At 43.5% G+C, this 25,428-nt stretch carries 27 protein-coding genes; 24 read left to right on the top strand and 3 right to left on the bottom strand.

Going from position 1 to position 25,428, the window contains the following annotated elements; translation table 11 throughout:
- Nucleotides 1-130 precede the first annotated feature (130 nt).
- The 5 genes from M1D65_RS11050 to ypjB all read left to right on the top strand — a co-directional run bounded on the left by M1D65_RS11050 (nt 131) and on the right by ypjB (nt 3,679).
- Nucleotides 131-634 carry a ubiquinol-cytochrome c reductase iron-sulfur subunit gene (locus M1D65_RS11050; protein WP_003230627.1) on the top strand — a complete coding sequence of 168 codons (504 nt, stop codon included), beginning with the start codon at nt 131-133 and terminating at the stop codon, nt 632-634.
- A 1-nt stretch (nt 635) separates the two neighbouring features.
- Nucleotides 636-1,310 carry a menaquinol-cytochrome c reductase cytochrome b subunit gene (gene qcrB / locus M1D65_RS11045; protein WP_003225560.1) on the top strand — a complete coding sequence of 225 codons (675 nt, stop codon included), beginning with the start codon at nt 636-638 and terminating at the stop codon, nt 1,308-1,310.
- 34 nt (nt 1,311-1,344) lie between these two features.
- A complete protein-coding gene (locus M1D65_RS11040; protein WP_003225562.1) occupies nt 1,345-2,112 on the top strand; it encodes a menaquinol-cytochrome c reductase cytochrome b/c subunit in 768 nt (255 codons plus the stop codon).
- Nucleotides 2,113-2,222: 110 nt separating this feature from the next.
- Nucleotides 2,223-2,816 carry a lipoprotein heptaprenylglyceryl N-acetyltransferase LhaT gene (gene lhaT / locus M1D65_RS11035; protein WP_021481535.1) on the top strand — a complete coding sequence of 198 codons (594 nt, stop codon included), beginning with the start codon at nt 2,223-2,225 and terminating at the stop codon, nt 2,814-2,816.
- 68 nt (nt 2,817-2,884) lie between these two features.
- Nucleotides 2,885-3,679, top strand: coding sequence for a sporulation protein YpjB (ypjB, locus tag M1D65_RS11030; RefSeq protein ID WP_456270576.1), 795 nt, complete (start codon nt 2,885-2,887; stop codon nt 3,677-3,679).
- 41 nt (nt 3,680-3,720) lie between these two features.
- On the opposite strand, the gene M1D65_RS11025 is transcribed toward ypjB, so the two are convergent.
- On the bottom strand, nt 3,721-4,593 hold the full coding sequence (locus tag M1D65_RS11025; protein WP_003230635.1) for a YitT family protein: 873 nt from the start codon (nt 4,591-4,593) through the stop codon (nt 3,721-3,723).
- Nucleotides 4,594-4,732: 139 nt separating this feature from the next.
- Here M1D65_RS11025 and M1D65_RS11020 point away from each other — a divergent pair, with 139 nt between their 5' ends.
- The 18 genes from M1D65_RS11020 (at nt 4,733) to M1D65_RS10935 (ending at nt 20,959) form a co-directional block, all read left to right on the top strand.
- Nucleotides 4,733-5,068 (top strand): nucleotide pyrophosphohydrolase, encoded by a 336-nt coding sequence (locus M1D65_RS11020; RefSeq protein ID WP_004398044.1) that lies wholly within the window; start codon nt 4,733-4,735, stop codon nt 5,066-5,068.
- A gap of 11 nt (nt 5,069-5,079) precedes the next feature.
- Entirely contained in the window at nt 5,080-5,883 is an 804-nt protein-coding gene (gene dapB / locus M1D65_RS11015) for a 4-hydroxy-tetrahydrodipicolinate reductase (protein WP_003230638.1), read from the top strand.
- Between the two features lie 15 nt (nt 5,884-5,898).
- Nucleotides 5,899-6,312: a methylglyoxal synthase gene (gene mgsA, locus M1D65_RS11010; protein ID WP_032726032.1), complete on the top strand. Its 414-nt coding sequence runs from the start codon at nt 5,899-5,901 to the stop codon at nt 6,310-6,312.
- Nucleotides 6,305-7,015 (top strand): bacillithiol biosynthesis deacetylase BshB1, encoded by a 711-nt coding sequence (bshB1, locus tag M1D65_RS11005; RefSeq protein WP_015383958.1) that lies wholly within the window; start codon nt 6,305-6,307, stop codon nt 7,013-7,015. The genes mgsA and bshB1 overlap by 8 nt, the downstream gene beginning before the upstream one ends.
- Entirely contained in the window at nt 7,012-8,145 is a 1,134-nt protein-coding gene (gene bshA / locus M1D65_RS11000) for an N-acetyl-alpha-D-glucosaminyl L-malate synthase BshA (RefSeq protein ID WP_021481533.1), read from the top strand. The genes bshB1 and bshA overlap by 4 nt, the downstream gene beginning before the upstream one ends.
- Before the next feature lie 4 nt (nt 8,146-8,149).
- Entirely contained in the window at nt 8,150-9,343 is a 1,194-nt protein-coding gene (locus tag M1D65_RS10995) for a CCA tRNA nucleotidyltransferase (protein WP_038828590.1), read from the top strand.
- On the top strand, nt 9,328-10,305 hold the full coding sequence (locus M1D65_RS10990; RefSeq protein ID WP_456270575.1) for a biotin--[acetyl-CoA-carboxylase] ligase: 978 nt from the start codon (nt 9,328-9,330) through the stop codon (nt 10,303-10,305). The genes M1D65_RS10995 and M1D65_RS10990 overlap by 16 nt, the downstream gene beginning before the upstream one ends.
- A 245-nt stretch (nt 10,306-10,550) precedes the next feature.
- Entirely contained in the window at nt 10,551-11,384 is an 834-nt protein-coding gene (panB, locus tag M1D65_RS10985) for a 3-methyl-2-oxobutanoate hydroxymethyltransferase (protein ID WP_003230652.1), read from the top strand.
- A 1-nt stretch (nt 11,385) separates the two neighbouring features.
- On the top strand, nt 11,386-12,246 hold the full coding sequence (gene panC, locus M1D65_RS10980; RefSeq protein ID WP_456270574.1) for a pantoate--beta-alanine ligase: 861 nt from the start codon (nt 11,386-11,388) through the stop codon (nt 12,244-12,246).
- 1 nt (nt 12,247) lies between these two features.
- Nucleotides 12,248-12,631, top strand: coding sequence for an aspartate 1-decarboxylase (gene panD / locus M1D65_RS10975; protein ID WP_003225586.1), 384 nt, complete (start codon nt 12,248-12,250; stop codon nt 12,629-12,631).
- A 125-nt stretch (nt 12,632-12,756) separates the two neighbouring features.
- Nucleotides 12,757-15,552: an ATP-dependent DNA helicase DinG gene (gene dinG / locus M1D65_RS10970; RefSeq protein ID WP_103330205.1), complete on the top strand. Its 2,796-nt coding sequence runs from the start codon at nt 12,757-12,759 to the stop codon at nt 15,550-15,552.
- A gap of 142 nt (nt 15,553-15,694) precedes the next feature.
- Nucleotides 15,695-15,865, top strand: a complete 171-nt coding sequence (locus tag M1D65_RS10965; protein ID WP_015251828.1) for a YpmA family protein — start codon at nt 15,695-15,697, stop codon at nt 15,863-15,865.
- Between the two features lie 8 nt (nt 15,866-15,873).
- Nucleotides 15,874-16,359, top strand: a complete 486-nt coding sequence (gene tseB / locus M1D65_RS10960) for a cell wall elongation/penicillin-binding protein regulator TseB (protein ID WP_120028313.1) — start codon at nt 15,874-15,876, stop codon at nt 16,357-16,359.
- Between the two features lie 22 nt (nt 16,360-16,381).
- Nucleotides 16,382-17,563: an aspartate transaminase AspB gene (gene aspB, locus M1D65_RS10955; protein ID WP_003230667.1), complete on the top strand. Its 1,182-nt coding sequence runs from the start codon at nt 16,382-16,384 to the stop codon at nt 17,561-17,563.
- Nucleotides 17,564-17,706: 143 nt separating this feature from the next.
- Nucleotides 17,707-18,999, top strand: coding sequence for an asparagine--tRNA ligase (gene asnS, locus M1D65_RS10950; protein WP_004398777.1), 1,293 nt, complete (start codon nt 17,707-17,709; stop codon nt 18,997-18,999).
- Nucleotides 19,000-19,091: 92 nt separating this feature from the next.
- Nucleotides 19,092-19,790: a DNA replication protein DnaD gene (gene dnaD / locus M1D65_RS10945; protein WP_456270573.1), complete on the top strand. Its 699-nt coding sequence runs from the start codon at nt 19,092-19,094 to the stop codon at nt 19,788-19,790.
- An 18-nt stretch (nt 19,791-19,808) separates the two neighbouring features.
- On the top strand, nt 19,809-20,468 hold the full coding sequence (gene nth, locus M1D65_RS10940; protein WP_009967580.1) for an endonuclease III: 660 nt from the start codon (nt 19,809-19,811) through the stop codon (nt 20,466-20,468).
- Nucleotides 20,465-20,959 carry a YpoC family protein gene (locus M1D65_RS10935; protein WP_032726025.1) on the top strand — a complete coding sequence of 165 codons (495 nt, stop codon included), beginning with the start codon at nt 20,465-20,467 and terminating at the stop codon, nt 20,957-20,959. Before nth ends, M1D65_RS10935 begins: the two co-directional genes overlap by 4 nt.
- Nucleotides 20,960-21,034: 75 nt before the next feature.
- On the opposite strand, the gene M1D65_RS10930 is transcribed toward M1D65_RS10935, so the two are convergent.
- Entirely contained in the window at nt 21,035-23,782 is a 2,748-nt protein-coding gene (locus M1D65_RS10930) for a PBP1A family penicillin-binding protein (RefSeq protein ID WP_456270572.1), read from the bottom strand.
- A 21-nt stretch (nt 23,783-23,803) separates the two neighbouring features.
- Nucleotides 23,804-24,424: a Holliday junction resolvase RecU gene (recU, locus tag M1D65_RS10925; protein ID WP_004399067.1), complete on the bottom strand. Its 621-nt coding sequence runs from the start codon at nt 24,422-24,424 to the stop codon at nt 23,804-23,806.
- 40 nt (nt 24,425-24,464) lie between these two features.
- On the opposite strand from recU, the gene M1D65_RS10920 reads away from it, so the two are divergent.
- A complete protein-coding gene (locus tag M1D65_RS10920; protein ID WP_021481527.1) occupies nt 24,465-25,427 on the top strand; it encodes a DUF2515 domain-containing protein in 963 nt (320 codons plus the stop codon).
- Nucleotide 25,428 lies beyond the last annotated feature (1 nt).

Here is a 25,428-nt window from a genome sequence, read left to right as displayed (position 1 = left end):
TTCCTTATGAACAATATTTTGGCTATATTGACCTTGCTGAGAGATTCATATATTATGAGGGTGTCTAGAGTTATTGCAATATTTTCTATTTTAGTCAGTTTGCAGGGGTGACCTAGAGGGGGGAGAAGAGATGGGCGGAAAACATGATATATCCAGACGTCAATTTTTGAATTACACGCTCACAGGCGTAGGAGGTTTTATGGCGGCTAGTATGCTCATGCCTATGGTTCGCTTCGCACTCGACCCGGTATTAAAATCGACAGGGAAGCAGGATATGGTTCAGGTTGTCAGCGTTGATGAGTTGACAAAAGAGCCGCAGCGCTTTGATTTTAAAATTAATCAAGTCGATGCCTGGTATGAGTCAGAAGAGTCAAGATCAGCCTGGGTCTTCAAAAACGGGGATGAAATTGTAGCACTTTCGCCAATTTGTAAACATTTAGGGTGTACGGTGAACTGGAATAGTGATCCTAAAAACCCGAATAAATTCTTTTGTCCATGCCATTACGGACTCTATGAAAAGGACGGCACCAATGTCCCTGGCACGCCGCCGCTTGCGCCTCTTGATCATTATGAGCAAGAAGTAAAAGACGGCTTCCTGTATCTTGGAAAAGCAAAGCCTAAGGGGGAAGGGTGACATGCTGAACAAAATTTATGACTGGGTAGACGAGCGGCTTGATATTACACCGATGTGGAGGGATATTGCCGATCACGAAGTACCGGAACATGTGAATCCCGCCCATCATTTCTCTGCGTTTGTGTATTGCTTTGGGGGACTGACGTTTTTTGTAACCGTTATCCAAGTATTATCTGGAATGTTTTTAACGATGTATTATGTGCCTGATATCAAAAATGCCTGGGAATCGGTATATTATTTGCAAAATGAAGTGGCATTCGGCCAGATTGTCAGGGGGATGCACCACTGGGGTGCGAGCCTGGTCATTGTGATGATGTTTTTACATACGCTGAGGGTCTTTTTCCAAGGCGCGTATAAAAAACCGCGCGAGCTGAACTGGATTGTCGGTGTGCTGATCTTTTTTGTTATGCTCGGTCTTGGCTTTACAGGCTACTTGCTTCCTTGGGATATGAAGGCTCTGTTTGCAACAAAAGTCGGGCTGCAGATCGCCGAAGCCACGCCTTTGATCGGAACGCAAGTTAAAACGCTCCTTGCAGGGCATCCGGATATTGTAGGCGCCCAAACGCTGACTAGGTTTTTTGCGATCCATGTATTTTTTCTTCCTGCCGCATTGTTCGGGCTGATGGCTGCACATTTTATTATGATCCGGAAGCAGGGGATTTCAGGACCGCTTTAAACTCTTGATCTGCGAATAAAAGGGAGGGGATGACATGCACCGGGGCAAAGGGATGAAATTTGTAGGCGACTCAAGGATACCGGCTGAAAAAAAGCCGAATATACCGAAGGATTATTCGGAGTATCCCGGTAAAACAGAGGCTTTCTGGCCAAATTTCTTGTTAAAGGAATGGATGGTTGGAGCTGTCTTTCTCATCGGTTTTCTCGTTTTGACGATTGTGCATCAGCCGCCTTTGGAGCGGATGGCGGACCCGACTGATACTGGTTATATTCCGCTGCCGGATTGGTATTTTCTTTTCTTATACCAGCTGTTGAAATATGAATACGCCGCTGGAAGCTTTACAGTGGTCGGCGCCATGATTATGCCAGGTCTCGCTTTTGGGGCCCTGCTATTGGCTCCATTCCTAGACAGAGGGACAGAAAGAAGGCCGTGGAAGCGTCCGGTCGCTGTCGGTATGATGCTTCTGGCCATTTCCGCTGCTGTATTTTTGACGTGGCAGTCAGTTGCTACTCATGACTGGGCCAAGGCAGAAGAACAGGGGAAAATTACAAAAGAAGCCGACATTGACACCAATGCAGAAGGATATAAGGTTTTTAAGGAACAGGGCTGTATTTCTTGCCATGGGGATAACCTTCAGGGAGGAGCGGCCGGGCCTTCATTGGTTGACAGCGGGCTGAAACCGGATGAAATCAAAAAAATAGCTGTAGAAGGGAAAGGCAAAATGCCGGCGGGTGTGTTCAAAGGAAATGATAAGCAACTCGAAGAACTTGCAAAATTTATTTCTGAAACAACCGCAAAATAACGTATTGTGAATTGTCAAATGGAAGGATATACTTTTATTATCAAAAGCTGACCCGGCGTCAGCTTTTTTATATGGACATATTATTTTTACAGACTGAGAGTTGATTCGATGTGAAATGGTTTCAATATGTATTAGGGCAGCGGCCGATGCTTATTCTTGTCTTAGCCATTAATTTTCTGGGAACGGTTTACGGCTACTATTGGTACTTGCCGCAGCTTTTGGAGACACCGGCCCGTTTCCTGATTTTTGTTCCGGACAGTCCCACAGCAACGTTTTTCTTTCTGTTTGTGCTGCTTGCCTTTCTCATGAAACGGAATGCTCCGTTCTTTGAGGCGCTTGCGCTAGTTACCCTCGTAAAGTATGGCCTATGGGCGGTGGCTATGAATTTTCTTGTGCTTGCAGTAACTGGTGACTTGCCGTGGGAGGGCTACATGCTAATTGCTTCGCATTTTGCAATGGCAGTTCAAGGCGTATTATACAGTCCGTATTTTCGTTTTTCATTTTGGCATCTTGCAATTGCTGCAGTCTGGACACTGCATAACGATGTCATTGACTACTTGTTTGATATGATGCCGCGATATTCAATGCTTTCTGATTATATGACTGAAATAGGATACGGAACATTTTGGCTAAGCATCTTCTCAATCGCGCTTGCTTACTTTCTTGTGGTCTCAAAAAAGCAAACGAAGCTTGAGCTGATGTAAAGACAATGTTGGTCTATCCTTGTCCCTTTCTTCATATTCTGTAAGGAGAGAGAGTGGGAGGGACCTGCATGAAACGAAAGCTGACGATCTGTTTGTTGATTGCACTTATTTTTTATAATGGAAATGCCAAGGCTGCAGAGCGGGGAAGCCTCGAGGAATTGAATGATTTATCCGATACAGTCTTTCAAATGACCCGACAGGCGAAATATGAAGAGGCGCTTCAAGTCTTGGAGTATTTTGAAAAAACATTAAAATCCGCTGAGAAAAAACAGCAAGACCCCATGCTAACGGGAGCCCAAATTCGTCAAATCACATTGGGCTATAATGATATGGTTCGGAGTTTAAAGCAAGCTGATACATCAGACACACAAAAACTCAGAGCAGCCGCGCAGTTCAGGATGCTGATGGATGCGGTTGACAATCGGTCTGATCCGCTATGGGGCTCACTGGAAAAACCGATTATGGAAGCTTTTACTGAGCTGAAGCGAGATGTCCAAAAGAATGGAAGCACAAGCTTTCATGAAAAATGGAATGAATTTATCAGTTTATATGACTTGATTTACCCCAGTCTTACAATCGATGTATCAGAGGATCAGCTTAAAACAGTCGGAAAACATATAGACGTCATTGAGCAAGAGGAATTTCAGCAAATGACAGAGAGCACGAAGCTTGAACGGCTTTCCCTTCTTCAGCATGACCTGAAAAATGTGTTTGACAGGGTGGAGGAGGATGATGCCGATCCGTCTTTACTCTGGGTGATGATTACAACCGGCAGTATCATCATTACTGCTCTTACCTATGTCGGTTACAGAAAGTACAAGGCGGAAAAAAACAAGCTGAAAAAAAGGGACTACCCTAAATAAGGATGAGGGGCGGCGGTCAGCCGCCTTTTTTCTATTACATGTCAGCGCGGAAGCGGATTTTTATTTTCATCAAGCGTAAATCCTTCTCCGAGCACATCGTGAACATCGCTTACCGCTACAAAGGCATGGGGATCAATGGAGTTAATCACGCTTTTCAGCATCACCAATTCGTTTTTCGGCACCACACAATAAAGTACATCTATATCCTCTTTTGTGTAGGAACCTTGTCCTTTCAAAATGGTGACGCCTCGTTCCATTTCTTCAAGAATCTTTTTCTGAATCAGGTCGTTTTTCGAAGAGATGATCGTAGCGCCTTTAGCAGCGTATCCGCCTTCCTGAATAAAATCGATTAATCTTGCCGCTACAAATACAGCTACCAGCGTATACATCGCTTCTTTATAGGAGAGATAAGTAAGCAAAGACAAAATGATGACGCAGGCATCGAAAGCAAACATCGTTCTGCCCATCGGGATCCCAAAATACTTATTCACTAAACGTGCGATGATATCAACACCGCCTGTCGTTCCGCCGAACTTGAAAATAATTCCCAGTCCGGCTCCGATGAATACGCCGGCAAATAAAGCGGCGAGCGCTAAGTCGTGCTGAAGGGGCATATGTATTTCATATCGCTGAAAGATGCTGAGGAACAAAGACAATGCTACAGTGCCGACAAGGGTATAAACAAACATTGTCCTGCCGAGCAAACGCCAGCCAATAAAAAAAATCGGAATGTTCAACACCAGGTTCGAGATAGAGGGGCTGATGTGGAAAAGGGCATAAAGCAAAAGTGTAATACCTGTAAAACCGCCCTCAGCCAGATTGTTCTGCATATTGAAATGAACCAAGCCAAATGAAAAAATTGCCGCTCCGATTAAAATAAAAAATATGTTTTTTAATCTAATTTCTCCAAGCATCACACAAAACCCCTTTTCCTTCCATTAGATAGCGTTTATATTATAGTGGATGAAAAAGAAAACAGCAAACGTGCTTAAACATTTGTCAAACGTATCTGAATTAGCTAACATGTAAGAGGATGATAGGAGGTTTCGTTCAGTGAGTGATAAAACAATGAAAGACATACAGGCTGAAGTAGACCGTTACATCGGCCAATTTAAAGAAGGATATTTCAGCCCGCTGGCCATGATGGCGAGGCTGACTGAAGAACTGGGCGAGCTTGCCAGAGAAGTGAATCACCGTTATGGAGAAAAACCAAAAAAAGCGACTGAAGATGATAAAAGCATGGAAGAGGAAATGGGCGATGTGCTATTTGTATTGGTTTGTTTAGCCAACTCCCTTGATATCTCTTTAGAGGAAGCCCACGACCGAGTCATGCATAAATTTAATACAAGAGATAAAGATCGCTGGACCAGAAAAGAAGAAGGAAAGTAGAGGAGATCGAGATGTCAAACGAAACAATTAAAGTAGTCATTGCGGGACCGCGTGGAAGAATGGGGCAGGAAGCTGTTAAATTGGCAGAACGAACACCTCATTTTGACCTTGTCGGGGCCATAGACCATACATACGATCAGCAAAAATTATCTGATGTGATGCCTGTTGAGTCAGATGCTTTCATTTACACAGATATCCATGCCTGCTTTACAGAAACACAACCGGATGTTTTGATTGATTTAACAACGCCCGAAATCGGAAAAGTACATACAAAAATTGCATTAGAGCACGGAGTCCGTCCAGTTGTCGGAACAACCGGTTTCTCAGAAGCTGATTTAAAAGAGCTCACGTCTTTAACAGAAGAAAAAGGGATCGGAGCCATCATTGCGCCAAATTTTGCGCTCGGTGCGATACTGATGATGAAATTTTCAAAAATGGCTGCCAACTATTTTGAGGATGTTGAGATTATTGAGCTTCATCATGACCAGAAGCTTGACGCACCAAGCGGAACTGCGCTTAAAACAGCGGAAATGATTTCAGAAGTCCGTAAAGAAAAGCAGCAAGGACATCCGGATGAAAAAGAAATTCTCCCAGGAGCAAGAGGAGCGGAGCAAAACGGCATTCGCTTGCACAGCGTCCGTCTTCCGGGACTGATCGCGCATCAGGAGGTCATGTTCGGCATGGATGGCCAAACGCTTCAGATACGCCATGATTCTTATAACCGTGCTTCTTTCATGTCAGGCGTTAAACTGTCAGTCGAACAAGTCATGAAGATTGATCAGCTTGTGTACGGTTTAGAAAATATCATTGATTAGACGGGGGGATAAACAATGAAAATTGCTTTGATCGCGCATGACAAGAAAAAACAGGATATGGTTCAATTTACGACTGCCTATCGGGATATTTTAAAGAATCATGATCTATACGCAACCGGAACCACAGGGTTGAAAATTCAAGAGGCGACAGGTCTTAAAATTGAACGTTTTCAATCCGGCCCTTTAGGGGGAGACCAGCAAATCGGTGCACTGATCGCTGCCAATGCACTCGATCTTGTCATTTTTTTGCGCGACCCGCTGACCGCGCAGCCGCATGAACCGGATGTCTCGGCATTAATCCGGTTATGTGATGTGTATTCCATTCCGCTCGCCACAAATATGGGTACTGCGGAAATTCTCGTCCGCACACTTGATGAAGGTGTTTTCGAATTCCGTGACCTTCTTCGGGGAGAAGAGCCGAATGTATAATGCTGACGTTCTTGCTTTTGGTGCCCACAGTGATGATGTCGAGATCGGAATGGGCGGCACAATAGCGAAGTTTGTCAAACAGGAAAAAAAAGTAATGATATGCGATTTGACAGAAGCGGAACTCTCTTCTAACGGTACGGTCAGTTTGCGTAAAGAAGAAGCAGCTGAAGCAGCCCGCATATTAGGCGCAGATAAAAGAATTCAGCTAACGCTTCCAGACCGCGGCCTAATAATGAGTGATCAGGCAATTCGGTCGATTGTCACTGTCATCAGAACCTGTCGGCCAAAAGCGGTTTTTATGCCGTATAAAAAGGATCGCCATCCGGATCACGGCAATGCGGCTGCACTGGTGGAAGAAGCGATCTTTTCCGCCGGAATCCATAAATATAAAGACGAAAAAAGCCTTCCGGCGCATAAAGTCAGCAAGGTTTACTATTATATGATAAATGGTTTTCATCAGCCGGATTTTGTTATTGATATCTCGGATACAATAGAGGCAAAGAAACAAAGCCTCAACGCCTACAAAAGCCAGTTTATCCCGTCAAAGGATTCCGTTTCTACTCCTCTGACGAATGGGTATATTGAAATCGTTGAAGCGAGAGAAAAGCTTTACGGTAAAGAAGCGGGCGTGGAGTATGCCGAAGGTTTCTTTTCCAAACGGATGCTGATGCTTGATCATGATGTGCTTGGGGGCGAACAATGAGAAAACTAAAAATAGGAATCACATGCTATCCGAGCGTTGGAGGCTCAGGTATCATTGCGACAGAACTGGGGAAGCAGCTTGCTGAAAAGGGACATGAAATCCATTTCATCACATCAAGCATTCCGTTTAGACTGAATACATATCATCCCAATATTCATTTTCATGAAGTTGAGGTTAATCAATATGCTGTTTTTAAGTATCCTCCGTATGATTTGACATTGGCAAGCAAAATCGCAGAGGTGGCGGAACGGGAGAATTTAGACATTATCCATGCTCACTATGCTCTCCCGCATGCCGTTTGCGCCTATCTTGCAAAACAAATGCTGAAACGCAATATCGGCATTGTTACCACTTTGCATGGCACGGATATCACGGTGTTAGGTTATGATCCGTCTCTAAAAGATCTGATCCGTTTTGCCATTGAGTCATCAGACAGGGTGACTGCCGTCTCCTCAGCGCTTGCGGCTGAAACATACGATTTAATTAAACCGGAGAAAAAAATTGAAACGATTTATAACTTTATAGACGAGCGTGTGTATCTGAAGAAAAACACAGCGGCAATTAAAGAGAAACATGGAATTTTACCAGATGAAAAAGTCGTCATCCATGTGTCCAACTTCAGAAAAGTTAAACGCGTGCAGGATGTCATCCGTGTGTTCCGCAATATCGCTGGCAAAACGAAAGCGAAGCTGCTTTTAGTCGGAGACGGTCCGGAGAAATCGACAGCCTGCGAGCTTATCAGAAAATATGGCTTGGAAGACCAAGTCTTAATGCTTGGAAATCAAGACCGTGTTGAAGAGCTTTATTCTATTAGCGATTTGAAGCTGCTGCTATCTGAAAAAGAAAGCTTCGGTCTTGTCCTGCTTGAAGCGATGGCTTGCGGAGTGCCTTGTATCGGAACAAACATTGGCGGTATCCCTGAGGTTATTAAAAACAATGTGAGCGGATTTTTGGTGGATGTCGGTGATGTTGCGGCTGCAACAGCCCGCGCGATGAGCATTTTAGAAGATGAACAGCTAAGCAATCGTTTTACAAAGGCGGCAATAGAGATGCTTGAAAATGAATTTTCTTCCCAAAAAATTGTCAGCCAGTATGAACAGATTTATGGCGATTTAGCAGAACCGGAGTGATCACATGGAAAAAGTTTTTATCAAAGCACTTCCCGTGCTCCGCATCTTAATCGAAGCGGGCCATCAGGCTTATTTTGTCGGGGGCGCAGTTCGTGACAGCTATATGAAACGAACGATCGGAGATGTCGATATCGCGACAGATGCGGCACCTGATCAAGTAGAACGGCTGTTTCAGCGAACTGTTGATGTAGGCAAAGAGCACGGGACCATTATTGTGCTCTGGGAGGATGAAACCTATGAAGTCACGACATTCCGAACTGAATCTGATTATGTTGATTTCAGAAGACCGTCAGAAGTGCAATTTATCTCATCATTAGAAGAGGATCTAAAACGAAGAGATTTAACGATCAATGCGATGGCCATGACAGCGGACGGGAAGGTGCTTGATTATTTTGGCGGCAAGAAAGATATTGATCAGAAAGTGATTCGAACCGTTGGAAAGCCTGAGGATAGATTTCAAGAGGATGCGCTTCGTATGCTGAGAGCCGTACGCTTTATGAGTCAGCTTGGCTTTACGCTTTCACCGGAAACAGAAGAAGCCATTGCGAAAGAAAAATCACTCCTCTCCCATGTTTCAGTCGAACGAAAAACTATAGAGTTCGAGAAATTGCTGAAGGGAAGAGCTTCTCGCCAGGCGCTTCAAACGCTCATTCAAACGAGATTGTATGAAGAGCTTCCTGGTTTTTATCATAAACGAGAAAACCTGATTTCAACGAGTGAGTTTCCATTCTTCTCTTTAACATCCCGTGAGGAGCTTTGGGCTGCTCTTTTAATTAACCTTGGCATAGTTTTAAAAGACGCGCCCCTTTTCCTGAAAGCCTGGAAGCTCCCGGGAAAAGTGATCAAGGAAGCCATTCACATTGTCGATACGTTTGGCCAGAGCCTTGACGCAATGACAATGTACAGAGCTGGGGAAAAAGCACTGCTCTCAGCGGCCAAAATATCGCAGCTTCGTCAAAACGAAAAACTGGATGAAAAGAAACTGAAGGACATTCAGTACACTTATCAAAACCTGCCGATCAAAAGCCTTAAGGATCTTGATATCACGGGTAAGGACTTGCTTGCGCTTCGAAACCAGCCGGCCGGAAAATGGGTGTCGGAAGAATTACAGCGGATCGAGCAGGCTGTTGTGACAGGGAAGCTCTCCAATCAAAAGAAACACATAGAGGAGTGGCTGAAGACATGCGGTCAACATTAAGAAAAGACCTTATTGAATTATTTTCTCAGGCCGGCAATGAATTTATTTCCGGCCAAAAAATCAGTGATGCTCTCGGCTGTTCAAGAACTGCTGTGTGGAAGCATATTGAAGAGCTTCGGAAAGAGGGTTATGAAGTAGAAGCCGTTAGAAGAAAGGGATATCGGCTCATCAAAAAGCCCGGAAAACTCAGTGAAAGCGAAATTCGTTTTGGATTAAAAACGGAAGTGATGGGCCAGCATCTTATTTACCATGACGTTCTTTCAAGCACGCAAAAAACGGCTCATGAGCTCGCGAATAATAACGCACCGGAAGGCACCCTCGTGGTGGCTGACAGACAAACAGCCGGAAGGGGCCGAATGTCTAGGGTATGGCATTCTCAAGAAGGAAACGGTGTTTGGATGAGCCTGATTTTGCGGCCTGACATTCCGCTCCAAAAAACACCGCAGCTGACTCTTCTTGCTGCAGTAGCTGTTGTGCAGGGAATAGAAGAGGCAGCAGGCATCCAAACGGATATTAAATGGCCAAATGATATTTTGATTAACGGAAAAAAAACAGTCGGTATTCTAACGGAAATGCAGGCTGAAGAAGACCGCGTACGTTCAGTGATCATTGGGATCGGCATTAACGTTAACCAGCAGCCTAATGATTTTCCAGATGAATTGAAGGACATCGCGACAAGCCTCAGCCAAGCTGCTGGGGAAAAAATTGATCGGGCCGGCGTCATCCAGCATATTTTACTATGCTTTGAGAAACGGTACCGGGATTATATGACGCACGGATTTACGCCGATTAAGCTTTTATGGGAAAGCTATGCGCTCGGTATTGGCACTAATATGAGAGCCAGAACGTTAAACGGAACCTTTTACGGGAAGGCGTTAGGTATAGATGATGAAGGCGTTCTGCTTTTAGAAACGAACGAAGGCATTAAAAAAATCTATTCTGCCGATATCGAATTGGGCTAATGTGTTGGTACAAGCCCGTTGATTTTGGTATACTTCCATTGGGCAGTATCGCCTGCGAACTGCACCTATTATTAAAATAGATAGACATTGCAGCAGTCTGCCTTGATCCAAAAAAGGACTGGGACAGAGGGATGAAACTCGCCGAACTTTAGAAAGTGAAGAATCCTTCTCGTTGTAACGGAAGGTTTTTTGGCTTGCAGAAGAAAACGGCAGATCATCTCCTCTAAACATGAGGAGGAGAAAACATGAAAACAAAACTGGATTTTCTAAAAATGAAGGAGTCTGAAGAACCGATTGTCATGCTGACCGCTTATGATTATCCGGCAGCTAAACTTGCTGAACAAGCGGGAGTTGACATGATTTTAGTCGGTGATTCACTTGGAATGGTCGTCCTCGGCCTTGATTCAACTGTCGGTGTGACAGTTGCGGACATGATTCATCATACAAAAGCCGTTAAAAGGGGTGCGCCGAATACCTTTATTGTGACAGATATGCCGTTTATGTCTTATCACCTATCTAAGGAAGATACGCTGAAAAATGCAGCGGCTATCGTTCAGGAAAGCGGAGCTGACGCACTGAAGCTTGAGGGCGGAGAAGGCGTGTTTGAATCCATTCGCGCATTGACGCTTGGAGGCATTCCAGTAGTCAGTCACTTAGGTTTGACACCGCAGTCAGTCGGCGTACTGGGCGGCTATAAAGTACAGGGCAAAGACGAACAAAGCGCCAAAAAATTAATAGAAGACAGTATAAAATGCGAAGAAGCAGGAGCTATGATGCTTGTGCTGGAATGTGTGCCGGCAGAACTCACAGCCAAAATTGCCGAGACGCTAAGCATACCGGTCATTGGAATCGGTGCTGGTGTGAAAGCGGACGGACAAGTTCTCGTTTATCATGATATTATTGGCCACGGTGTTGAGAGAACACCTAAATTTGTAAAGCAATATACGCGCATTGATGAAACCATCGAAACAGCAATCAGCGGATATGTTCAGGATGTAAGACATCGTGCTTTCCCTGAACAAAAGCATTCCTTTCAAATGAACCAGACAGTGCTGGACGGCTTGTACGGGGGAAAATAAGATGAGACAGATTACTGATATTTCACAGTTGAAAGAAGCCATAAAACAATATCATTCAGAGGGCAAGTCAATCGGATTTGTCCCGACGATGGGGTTTCTGCATGAGGGCCATCTAACCTTAGCAGACAAAGCAAGACAAGAAAACGACGCCGTTATTATGAGTATTTTTGTGAATCCTGCACAATTCGGCCCTAATGAAGATTTTAAAGCATATCCGCGCGATATTGAGCGGGATGCAGCTCTTGCAGAAAACGCCGGAGTCGATATTTTATTTACGCCAGATGCTCATGATATGTATCCCGGTGAAAAGAATGTCACGATTCATGTAGAAAGACGCACAGACGTGTTATGCGGGCGCTCAAGAGAAGGACATTTTGACGGGGTCGCGATCGTACTGACGAAGCTTTTCAACCTAGTCAAGCCGACTCGTGCCTATTTCGGTTTAAAGGATGCGCAGCAGGTAGCTGTTGTTGATGGGTTAATCAGTGACTTCTTCATGGATATTGAATTGGTTCCTGTCGATACGGTCAGAGAGGAAGACGGCTTAGCTAAAAGCTCTCGCAATGTATACTTAACAGCTGAGGAAAGAAAAGAAGCGCCTAAGCTGTATCGGGCCCTTCAAACAAGTGCGGAGCTGATCCAAGCCGGTGAAAGAGATCCTGAAGCGGTGATAAAAGCTGCAAAAGAAATCATTGAAACGACTAGCGGAACCATAGACTATGTAGAGCTTTATTCCTATCCGGAACTCGAGCCTGTGAATGAAATTGCTGGAAAGATGATTCTCGCTGTTGCAGTTGCTTTTTCAAAAGCGCGTTTAATAGATAATATCATTATTGATATTCGAGAAATGGAGAGAATATAATATGTATCGAACAATGATGAGCGGCAAGCTTCACAGGGCAACTGTTACGGAAGCAAACCTGAACTATGTGGGAAGCATTACAATTGATGAAGATCTCATTGATGCTGTGGGAATGCTTCCTAATGAAAAAGTACAAATTGTGAATAATAATAATGGAGCACGTCTTGAAACGTATATTATTCCTGGTAAACGGGGAAGCGGCGTCATATGCTTAAACGGTGCAGCCGCACGCCTTGTGCAGGAAGGAGATAAGGTCATTATTATTTCCTACAAAATGATGTCTGATCAAGAAGCGGCAAGCCACGAGCCGAAAGTGGCTGTTCTGAATGATCAAAACAAAATTGAACAAATGCTGGGGAACGAACCAGCCCGTACAATTTTGTAGAAGAAAAGCCCCCTTTATCGGGGGTTTTCTTTTAAGATTTTGAGAGTAAAACGGTTTTGCCGCTCCATTTCCGTACAAAACGTGTTACACTTTTGTCGTATGCAAGAATTGAGGTGTCCATTTTAATGAATAAGCAACGGTTCGTTGTTATAGATGTAGAGACAACAGGGAATTCGCCGAAGAAAGGCGATAAAATCATACAAATCGCAGCGGTTGTAATCGAAAATGGACAAATTACTGAGCGGTTTTCAAAATACATTAATCCAAATAAATCAATCCCTGCTTTTATTGAGCAGCTTACTGGAATCTCTAATCAAATGGTCGAGAATGAACAGCCATTTGAAGCAGTTGCTGAAGAAGTATTCCAATTGCTTGACGGCGCTTATTTTGTCGCACACAATATCCATTTTGACCTTGGATTTGTCAAGTATGAGCTACATAAGGCGGGCTTTCAGCTCCCAGATTGTGAAGTGCTTGATACTGTCGAGCTCTCACGTATTGTTTTTCCGGGATTTGAAGGGTATAAGCTGACGGAATTAAGCGAGGAGCTTCAGCTGCGGCATGATCAGCCGCACCGGGCTGACAGCGATGCTGAAGTGACAGGGCTTATTTTTTTGGAAATCCTTGAAAAGCTGCGGCAGCTTCCTTATCCGACATTAAAGCAGTTAAGAAGGCTTTCGCAGCATTTCATCAGTGATCTGACGCATTTGTTGGATATGTTCATTAATGAAAACAGACATACCGAGATACCGGGCTATACGCGCTTTTCTTCGTTTTCTGTCAGAGAACCTGAAGCTATCGATGTTCGTATAAATGAGGACGAGAACTTCTCATTTGAGATCGAAAGCTGGGAAGCGGGAAATGAAAAAGCGCTGTCAGAGTTAATGCCTGGGTATGAAAAAAGAGACGGCCAAATGATGATGATGAGAGAGGTGGCTGATGCGTTTGCCAATCGTGAGCATGCGCTGATTGAAGCTCCTCCAGGCATCGGAAAAACGATTGGCTATCTTATTCCGGCTGCGCTTTTTGCCAAGAAATCAAAAAAGCCGGTCATAATCAGCACGTATTCGACGCTTTTACAGCAGCAGATTCTCACAAAGGATTTGCCGATTGTCCAAGATCTGTTTCCATTTCCGGTAACAGCGGCGATTTTAAAAGGGCAATCGCATTATTTATGCCTGTATAAATTTGAGCAGGTGCTTCATGAAGAAGATGATAATTATGATGCCGTACTGACAAAGGCACAGCTTCTCGTTTGGCTGACAGAGACAAATACAGGAGATGTAGCGGAACTGAATTTGCCTTCAGGCGGAAAATTGCTGTGGGACAGATTGGCTTATGACGATGACTCCTATAAAAGAAGTCGCAGTGAGCATGTGATCGGTTTTTACGAGCGGGCCAAACAGATTGCTATGCGTTCCGATTTGGTGATCACCAATCATTCTCTTTTGCTGACCGATGAAGGCAGCCAGAAAAAAAGGCTTCCCGAAAGCGGCACATTTATTATTGATGAAGCACACCATTTTGAACGTGCGGCAAGCGAACATTTAGGGAAAAGAGCCACGTACATAGAATTGCATACGAAATTGAGCAGAATCGGCACTCTGAAGGAGCAGGGACTTCTAAAAAAGATGAGACAGCTATTCCAGCGAAACAGCCTGCCGGTTGATTCATTTTTCGAATTGGAAGAGTGGCTTCAGCACGTTCAAGCAGAAAGTGATGCTTTCTTCAGCTCTGTACATTCTTTTGTCAAACGAAGAAAACCTAAAGAAGACTTAAACCGTCTAGTGTTTAAGGTGAACAAAGAAAGCCAGGATAAAAGCTGGTCGATCTTAACAGATGGTGCGGAGAGGCTTTGTTCCATGCTGACACATTTGCAGCAGCTTTTTGAGGCGCAGTCATCCCTTATGGAAAAACATTTGAAGGGTATGAAGAGCAAAACCGTCTTTTTAGCCGATGAATACCAAAGAAGCATGAAAGGCTTGCAGCATTACTGTCAGACGTTGCAGAAGCTCTTCTTTGGGTCTGATGACGATGAAGCGGTTTGGATTGAAATAGATGCAAAGGGTGCGAAAAATGCAGTGGCCATTTACGCACAGCCTCTTGAACCTGGTGAACTTCTGGCTGATCAGTTTTTCGCGCGCAAAAATAGTGTGGTGCTGACATCTGCAACTCTTACAGTCGAAGGTTCTTTTCAATTTATGATTGAACGACTGGGACTGAGTGACTTTTTCCCGCGGACAATGAGAATTGAATCACCTTTTTCTTACGATGAGCGTATGCAGGTGATGATTCCAAAGGAAATGAAATCAATTCAGGATACAGGACAACCTGAATTTATACAGGATACAGCCCGTTATATCGAACTGATGGCAAAGGAAAAACAGCCTAAAATTCTTGTGCTGTTTACATCCCATGATATGTTGAAAAAGGTTCACCAGGAGCTTAAGCATAACATGAGTGCTTCCGGCATTCAGCTCTTGGCACAAGGGATTACAGGCGGAAGTCCCGGCAAGCTGATGAAGACTTTTAAAACATCCAATCAGGCGATCCTGCTCGGAACAAATCATTTTTGGGAAGGCGTTGATTTCCCTGGTGATGAGCTGACGACAGTAATGATCGTGAGGCTCCCATTCCGGTCCCCTGATCACCCGCTTCATGCTGCAAAATGTGAGCTTGCCCGCAAAAAAGGAAAGAATCCGTTTCAAACAGTGTCATTACCGGAAGCTGTGCTGACCTTCAGGCAAGGAATCGGACGCTTGCTGCGTTCTGCGGGAGACAAGGGAACGATTATGATATTGGACAGACGGATTAAAACCGCTGGTTACGGCCGGCTGTTTCTTGATGCCTTGCCGACAACCTCAGTATCCGAAATGACTGACAGCGAGCTTGAAGCTTATGTTGCAGGGGAAAAAGAATAAAAGCCGCATAAAGCGGCTTTTGCGGTGTGGGAGTAGGATGGTGTTTTATTTAAAAGCGGATTTCCCGCTCTGTGATACTAGTATGGCGTGTCCTGAAATGGAGTATGACTAACAATATTTGTTCAAACTGGAGGATGAAAAAATGGAAAGTAAAATCGAAATTCTTTCAACAATTAATGTAGAGCATTCTGATGATCTGTATAAAATTGTGGACACATTGAATCGTACACTGAAAAGAGAAAATCTGATGTTCGGCCTTGCGCTGGATGAAGAAAACAAAAACCAAGCCGTTTTTACCATTTATCGTACGTAGGTGAGAAGATGAGAAAAAAAGCATTAATATTTACCGTCATTTTTGGTATTATTTTTTTAGCAGTACTTCTTGTCTCGGCAAGCATTTATAAATCAGCCATGGCACAAAAGGAAGAGGGGCACGAAGCAGCAGCTGCTGAAGCTAAAAAAGAAACCGATCTCGCCCATGTTGATCAAGTCGAAACATTTGTCGGAAAAGAAAAATATTATGTTGTAAAGGGAACGGATAAAAAAGGCACTGCATTATATGTCTGGGTTCCTGCTGATAAAAAAGCAAAAATTCTCTCAAAAGAAGCGAAAGAGGGAATCTCTGAAGACAAAGCGGCGAAAATCATAAAGGGTGAAGGGCTGGTTTCAAAGCAAAAAGAGGTTCATCTGGCAAGAGAAGGAAACGTCCTGCTTTGGGAAGTGACGTACTTAAACAAAGAAGGGCAATACAGTTTAAGTTATGTGGACTTTACAACTGGAAAGATTCTCAAAAATATCACGCCTTAAGACGAATTAGGGGGAGTTCAAGTTGAAACTGGCAAAAAGAGTATCCGCATTAACACCATCAACCACACTGGCAATCACAGCGAAAGCGAAAGAACTGAAAGCCGCAGGCCATGATGTCATCGGCTTAGGAGCAGGCGAACCTGACTTCAATACACCGCAGCATATTATTGATGCCGCTGTGCGTTCGATGAACGAGGGCCATACGAAATACACGCCTTCCGGTGGTTTGGCTGAACTGAAAAACAGCATTGCAGAGAAATTTAAACGCGACCAGAATATTGAATACAAACCGTCTCAAATTATTGTCTGCACTGGTGCCAAACATGCTCTGTATACCCTTTTCCAAGTGATTTTGGATGAAGAAGATGAAGTTATTATTCCAACGCCTTACTGGGTAAGCTACCCGGAGCAGGTGAAACTCGCTGGCGGAAAGCCTGTTTATGTAGAAGGGCTTGAGGAAAATCACTTCAAAATTTCGCCTGAGCAGCTGAAAAATGCAATTACGGAAAAAACAAAAGCAATCGTTATTAACTCTCCAAGCAACCCGACTGGTGTCATGTATACGGAAGAAGAACTATCTGCGCTCGGTGAAGTGTGCCTTGAACATGATATCTTGATTGTGTCAGATGAAATTTATGAAAAACTTACATACGGCGGAAAGAAACATGTTTCCATTGCACAGCTGTCAGACAGACTGAAAGAGCAAACGGTCATTATAAACGGCGTATCGAAGTCCCACAGCATGACAGGCTGGAGAATCGGTTATGCGGCAGGCTCTGAAGACATTATTAAAGCGATGACGAACCTTGCAAGCCACAGCACGTCAAACCCGACATCAATCGCACAATACGGAGCGATTGCTGCTTATAACGGGCCTTCTGAGCCATTGGAAGAAATGAGAGAAGCATTTGAACATAGATTAAATACGATCTATGCAAAGCTCATAGAAATCCCAGGGTTCAGCTGTGTGAAGCCGGAAGGTGCTTTTTACTTGTTCCCAAATGCAAAAGAGGCAGCTCAATCTTGCGGTTTCAAAGATGTAGATGAATTTGTTAAAGCGCTTCTCGAGGAGGAAAAAGTTGCGATTGTTCCAGGATCCGGATTTGGCTCTCCTGAGAATGTCCGTCTTTCTTATGCAACATCGTTAGATCTTCTTGAAAAAGCCATTGAAAGAATCAAGCGTTTTGTAGAAAAACATAGCTAACAGATCAAAAAGCGGCTGACAGAAAAGCCGCTTTTTATCTGCATTGACCCGGTTAGTTAAGAGCGGGTATAATAAAGTGATGATAAAAGAGTTCGCGGGGCAATGAGCTTCCGAATGTCTTTCTTGTTTTGGAGGGAAATATGTTGAAAACAACAATCAACCAAGTGTACAAGCACGTAGGTGAGGAAGTAACGATCGGAGCTTGGGTCGCTAATAAGCGTTCAAGCGGGAAAATTGCGTTTTTACAGCTTCGGGACGGTACCGGTTTTATTCAGGGTGTCGTAGTAAAAGCGGAAGTGGAAGAAAGCATTTTCCAAACAGCTAAATCAGTGACGCAGGAAACGTCGCTCTATATAAAAGGGATTGTCAAAGAGGACGAGCGTTCTCCGCTTGGATATGAACTTGCTGTGACAGATATTGAAGTCATTCACGAAGCGACCGATTATCCAATTACACCAAAAGAACACGGAACGGAATTTTTGATGGATCACAGACATTTATGGCTGCGTTCAAAGCGCCAGCATGCGATCATGAAAATCCGTAATGAAATCATTCGCGCGACTTACGAATTCTTTAATAACGAAGGCTTCGTAAAAGTGGATCCGCCGATTTTGACTGGAAGCGCACCTGAAGGTACAACAGAACTCTTTGCGACAAAGTACTTTGATGAAGATGCGTATCTGTCTCAAAGCGGCCAGCTCTACATGGAAGCTGCGGCAATGGCTTTAGGAAAAGTATTCTCTTTCGGACCGACATTCAGAGCGGAAAAGTCTAAAACAAAACGTCACTTAATCGAATTCTGGATGATCGAACCGGAAATGGCGTTTGTAGAATTTGAAGAAAACCTTCAAGTACAGGAAAATTACGTTTCTTTCATCGTACAATCAGTTCTTAAGAATTGTAAAATTGAATTAAACACATTGGGAAGAGACACGTCAAAACTTGAGCAAATCAAAGCCCCGTTCCCAAGAATCACGTATGATGAAGCGATTGAATTTCTGAAAGAAAAAGGCTTTGACGATATCGAGTGGGGAGATGATTTCGGAGCGCCTCATGAAACAGCGATTGCTGAACATTATGACAAACCGGTATTCATCACTCGCTATCCGACGTCCTTAAAACCGTTCTATATGCAGCCGGCTTCTGACCGTGAGGACGTTGTGCTTTGCGCTGACTTGATTGCGCCGGAAGGCTATGGAGAAATCATCGGCGGGTCTGAACGGATTCACGATATGGAACTTTTGGAATCGCGTCTTAAAGAACATGGACTGGATTCTGACGCATATAAATGGTATGCTGAACTTAGAAAATATGGATCAGTTCCTCATTCCGGCTTCGGCCTTGGATTAGAGCGGACAGTAGCTTGGATCAGCGGAGCGCCTCACGTTCGTGAAACGATTCCGTTCCCAAGACTGTTAAACCGTCTGTATCCGTAATACATTCAAATGAAACAAAAAAGAGTCTCCTGCAAGGGAGACTTTTTACAGTAAAGGGGCAATCACAATCCTTTACAGTAAGAGGTGTGACGATGAAAAAACAGCAATTTATTGATATGCAGGAGCAGGGAACATCAACCATCCCCAATCTTCTGCTTACGCATTATAAACAGCTTGGGCTTAATGAAATAGAACTTATTCTGCTGTTAAAAATTAAAATGCATTTAGAAAAAGGATCATATTTTCCTACACCGAATCAGCTGCAGGAAGGTATGTCAATTTCTGTTGAAGAATGCACAAACAGATTGCGGATGTTTATTCAAAAAGGCTTTCTGTTTATTGAAGAATGCGAGGATCAAAACGGCATCAAATTTGAGAAATATTCTCTTCAGCCTTTATGGGGGAAACTGTACGAGTATATTCAGCTTGCACAGAATCAAACACAGGAAAGAAAAGCAGAAGGGGAACAAAAAAGCCTTTATACCATTTTTGAGGAAGAGTTCGCAAGGCCGTTATCGCCTTTGGAGTGTGAAACGCTGGCGATCTGGCAGGACCAGGATCAGCATGACGCACAACTGATCAAACACGCGTTAAAAGAGGCTGTACTATCAGGAAAACTCAGTTTCCGCTACATTGACCGGATTTTGTTTGAATGGAAGAAAAACGGGCTTAAAACTGTGGAGCAGGCAAAAATACACAGCCAAAAATTCCGGCGTGTACAAGCAAAGCAGAATGAACCGCAAAAAGAGTATAAAAGGCAGGTTCCTTTTTACAATTGGCTTGAACAATAAAGTGAAAAGGTGACAATCGTGTTAAATCTAAAACAAATTGAATTCTGTTTAGACAAGATAGGTGACATGTTTCCTCATGCGGAGTGTGAACTGGTTCATTCCAATCCTTTTGAATTAGTGGTGGCTGTTGCTTTATCTGCGCAATGTACAGATGCACTTGTAAACAGAGTGACCAAAACATTATTCCAAAAATATAAACGGCCGGAAGACTATTTGGCTGTTCCGCTGGAAGAGCTTCAGCAGGATATTAAATCAATCGGTTTATATCGTAATAAAGCGAAAAATATTCAAAAACTGAGTAAAATGATTATTGAAGATTACGGCGGAGAAGTGCCGAGAGACCGCGATGAGCTTGTCAAACTGCCAGGGGTCGGGAGAAAGACTGCAAACGTAGTGGTATCCGTTGCGTTTGGCGTGCCGGCCATTGCCGTAGATACCCATGTGGAGAGAGTCAGCAAACGATTGGGCATTTGCCGGTGGAAGGACTCGGTTCTGGAAGTTGAAAAGACGCTGATGCGCAAGGTTCCCAAAGAAGACTGGTCCGTTACGCATCACCGGCTTATTTTCTTCGGCAGATATCACTGTAAAGCCCAATCTCCGCGCTGTGCGGAGTGTCCGCTGCTTTCTTTGTGCAGAGAAGGGCAGAAGAGGGATAAAAAAGGACTGGTGAAACGATGACGCAAGCAAAAGAAGTGTTGGCTTCCTATGAGCAATACTTGCGCAGTCTTGACCAGAAGAGTTCCTCGGATATGAAGAAAACCTTGCAGACCAATCCCGTGTATTTTGATTTCTGCACGGAATTACAAGGCGATTTGCCATGGGAGGACAGCGGCAAGAATGTTCCGCTTTTATTTGAAGTGTGGGATGACATCAAAGCATCACTTCTTCCAGTCTTTCAAACACGAAAATCGAGATGTGACCAAAACGAAATGTTAAAGGGCATTGTGTGTTTGCTGGCTTCGTTACATTGGACAGCAGGTGAGCCGGTGAAATCGCTCGATTGGCAAGAACTGAGAGAGAAATCATATCCCGCAAAGCCGATTAATTGGGCTGAACGAGTGGAATTTATTCTTCTTAAGCCGACCCAATACCATTGCTTTATTCAGCTTGACGAGCTGATTACCGAAATGAAAAAGCATTTTTATAAATATTATGCGATGAATCGATAAAACCTCCTGTTAAAACGGGAGGTTTTTTATTGTGTACCAAAAAAGCCATCACCCCAAAGGTGACGGCTTTTTTGGTTAATTTGTTTTTCCAATTGATGATGAGTTTGTTTGTGTTTTATTAGATGTGTCTGTTTTATTTTTATTCGTGTCAGAACCTGTTGAATCATTCTTACCAGAGTTCGAATCACCATCCGACGTATCCTGGTTGTTACTGTTGTCGTTATCGTTATCGTTTGATTGGTCTTGGTTATTGTTGTCGGACGGATTGGTGTTCGTATTGTCTTGTTTTTTGTCTTGATCGTTTGTTGAATCATCTGTCTGATCTTGATCCGTCTGACCGTCATCTTTTTGAGAATCATCAGTTTGGGTATCATCCTGAGTCTTCTCATCATCTTGTTTTTCATCATCCGTTTGTTGCTGGTCTTTTTTATCTTCATCGTCTTCAGCTTTTGGCACCTCATAAGATGTGGAAGCTGTACTTTTGCCATCATCACTGACGGCTGTTACCTCGAATTTGTACACAGATCCTGGCTGCACACCCGAAATGACTGCCTCTTTTGCAGAGCTGTTTTGAATTTCCGAGTAGCTGCTGCCGTCAACAGATTGCTTAACAGCAAAGGTCGCATCTCCGTCATAATTCCAGCTTAACGTTAAAGATTGATTGTCTTTATCGTATTTCACGTTTAAACCAGACAGTTTAGCTGTTTCCTCTTTTTCTTCTTTCTCATATGTTTTAGAAACAGTAGAAGGAGCTGTGCCTTTAACAAAGTACTCTGTGAGCTTCTTATCGCTTGGCGTATTTGGCCCTGCCAGTTTTGCCGGATTAGAACCTTTTTCTACGGTGGCTTCCACTACGCTGTCAGGCTTCTCAAATGATCCGCTTCCGTCATCGACATCGGCAATGAGCTGGGCGAAGATGCGCTTTGCAACTTTTTGTTCTTCAGTTGAAAGAGATTTCTTTCCAGCTTCGTTTTCTCCCATACCCGTCCAGACGGCTGCTGTATATTGCGGTGTGTAGCCGACAAACCAAGAATCTCGGGCACCGTCGCTTGCGATATTGTACCTTTGGATTTCACTTTCTTCAAAGTTGGTCGTCCCTGTTTTTCCTGCTACTTCTACACCGGGTACTTGTGCAAGCTGTCCAGTACCTGTTTTAACAGCTGTTTTCAGCATATCTGTAATCATAAACGCAGTATAGTCGCTCATTGCTGACTTTGATTTTGGTGTTAAATCAAGCTTTGTGCCATCGTTAAATTCAATAGACTTTACAAAATGCGGTTCATTATATGTTCCGTTATTTCCGAAGGCGCTGTATGCTCCTGCCATTGTCAGTGAAGAGACACCAACATTCCCTTTTCCGAATCCTCCAATAGAGTAGGATTCATATACAGTGTCTTTATCTAATCCCAGCCCAAGTCCATTGGCAAAGTCTACCGCCGCATCTTTTCCGACTGCTTGGAATGCTTTTAAAGCCGGAATATTACGAGATTGTGCTAGTGCTTCACGCATAGACATTGGTCCTTTATATCTGCGGTCAAAGTCTCGAATAGGTGTTCCATCTGAATAAGTGTAAGCTGAGTCATCAATTTGCTCGTAAGTTGACCATTTTTTATTTTCAATAACTGGACCGTAGTCGAGAATAGGTTTAATGGTAGATCCAGGCTGTCGCTTAGCTTGGGTCGCGTAATTATAGCCACCAACCGTAGAATCTCTTCCGGCGCCAATCGCCCGCACTTCTCCGGTTTTCGTATCAAGAAGGGTAACGCCGCCCTGCATGCCTTCAGTAAATCCGACGGTGTCTCCGTCCATTAATTCATCTAGTTTATCTTGTGCTTTTGTATCTAATGTCGTATAGATCTTTAATCCGTCAGCAGATGGATCGACATCAGATTTTTCATCAATTTCCTTCATAACCTCTTCAACAAATGCGCTGTATTTGTTTGTACTTGCTTTTTCATATTCCTTCTGTGACACGACGCCTTCGTCTTTCACTGCCACTTTTTTCGCTTTGTTATATTGAGAATCAGAAATAAATCCTTGTTTTTTCATCAGACTGAGTACGATGTTCCGTCGTTTTTCCGCTTTATCCGGGTTTTTAACGGGATTGTACGCTGTCGGGCTTTGCGGCATTCCTGCAAGAGTCGCAGCCTGTTCGACAGTCAATTTGCTTAAATCTGTAACGCCGAAAAATTCTTCCGCCGCTTTTCCGATTCCGTATGCTCTAGGAGAAAAATAAATCCGGTTTAAATACATTTCTAAAATTTCATCTTTAGAGTAATTGCGCTCCAGCTGAATCGAAAGCCATACTTCCTGCACCTTCCGTTTCAACGTCTTCTGATGTGAAAGAAGGGAGTTTTTGACGACCTGCTGGGTGATCGTACTTCCGCCTTCAGCCCCGAAGCCGTCTTTAAAGTTGGCAACTAAAGCACCGCCGATACGGACAGGGTCAATCCCGTGGTGCTCATAAAAACGAGCGTCTTCTGTCGCGATAAAGGCTTCTTTTACAACATCGGGAATTTCATCTATCGAGACATAGGTCCGTTTTTCGGCGCCGACTTCGGCGATCTCTTTTCCATTTTTATCATAAATCGTTGATGAATAAGGCGTCTTCAATTTGCTTTCATCAAGGGACGGCGCATCAGAAACCATGACGGCAAATGTAACAGCACCGCCGACTACGCCTAAAACAAACAGAATGAGTAAAGTGAAAAGGGTCTTTTTAAACAATCCGCCCTTTTTTCGTTTCTTGCCTTTTTTCGGTGAAGGACTCGACTTGCTGTTCGCTTTTCGTCGAGCTTCACGGCTGTTAAATTGATCTGACATAACATCTCAACCTTTCGTTAATCAACCTTTCGCACCAGATGATGGCGAAAAATAAAGCTGTTCAATAATACTAATATAATCAATTCTGGGTGCGTATCCAAGAGAAATCGGATAAGCTGTTTCTTCCAACTCATCTTTTCGAATTGATTTTCTGCCGTTTTTTTCTTTTCTGTCCCAGAAATAAAACAGCTTATCGGCTTCCAAAAAATAAACCTGGTCGAAAGCGGATATAATAACAAAACAAATACCGTCTTGAGCCTTTACCTGCTTCATATGCTCGATTTGATGGTCATGAAAATTCTGCAGGGGGAAAGAGGTCTTGTTTTTCGTTTCTTTCGCCTCAAAATCAATATACCGCCCTTTGTAAATCCCATTGTAGTCTGTTGTCGATGATTGTTTAAAGTAAGCTTCTTTAATCACTGCGGCACTTCTTTTTGGATAATGGACATTTACAATTTGAACAGGTGTCGGCTTTTTGTGTATAACGGCAATTTGGTTTGTCAGATAATACTTATTCGTTTCGTTTAAGTCATCTTCGAGGGTCATTCCGCGATTACTGTAAGACGGGGCCCTTTTCTGACTGTTTTGGGATGAAACCGAATGTTTCGGCTGAAATGTTTTTCCGTTAGGATACCGAATCACTTTCTCATCCTCCTTATTAAACTAATCATGACGGAAGTGAATGAACGTGCAAGAACAACAGACCATCAGAAAGCTTCTGAGCCGAATTGAGCGGCAGACAAAAATAAAAAACGCGGATAACATTTCAAGAACAAATGCTTATAAAGCATTTTACGACCGTCATCCGGAAATCAAATGGTCGCTTTTGGCTTCTTTCGTTTCTCGTAATGCCGGCTGGTCAATGACTGACTTAAAAGGCAGTCTGTTTCAGCTTGGACTCCGTGAGAGACAGCAAAAATGGTTCTTTTTAGCCTATGAAAGAGCGAACTGGCTTATATTTTCGGATGCCTATCCGCAGCTTCTATTATACCAATGGTCAAAAAGAGTCGGGAAACCGCTGTTTCATCTGCTGCATGTGTTTGGCGTCTCACAATTTATGACGGAAGAATGGACCCGTTTTTGGCATGAGCGAAATACGGAGCGGCTAATGTATGCCCTCATTATAAATGAACAAAACACTATCCAAACACCTATTATACAAAATCCTTCGTTTAAAAAGAATGTTTTTGACACGATTCCTTTTTATTTAAGTGATTGGTTACATTTTAACACCGTTATTTTTCCTTCCTCAAATGGGTTTCTTTACGGCATTTCAGTGAAACGCTTTTCAAAGGCGGAGGAAAGGATAAGGCTGGGAAAGCAGCTGTCTCAATTGCTGTTCAAGCCAGAATTGTTCTCCTCTTTTTATCACTTTTTGCACACAGTGCCGCACACAGGTTCCCGTTTTGATATGGAAAAGATAATCGGGATTACAAAAAGAACATCTCCTATGCTAAGGACATGCTACCCTGAGTTAATCCACTCATTAGACGGAACGAAAACAGATTGGTTTCATGGAAAGATAAAGAAAACGTTCTTTAGGCGCGAGGAATTGCCGAAGCAGATTGAATTGACAGACTGGTATTTACATAAAAAGCGCCAGCTTCATGCGCTTTTTGCGGTGGAGCAGTGGCTGAAAAAATAAA

This window comes from Bacillus sp. JZ39 (assembly GCF_053903145.1).
This window is presented reverse-complemented; position numbering and strand designations above follow the sequence as displayed.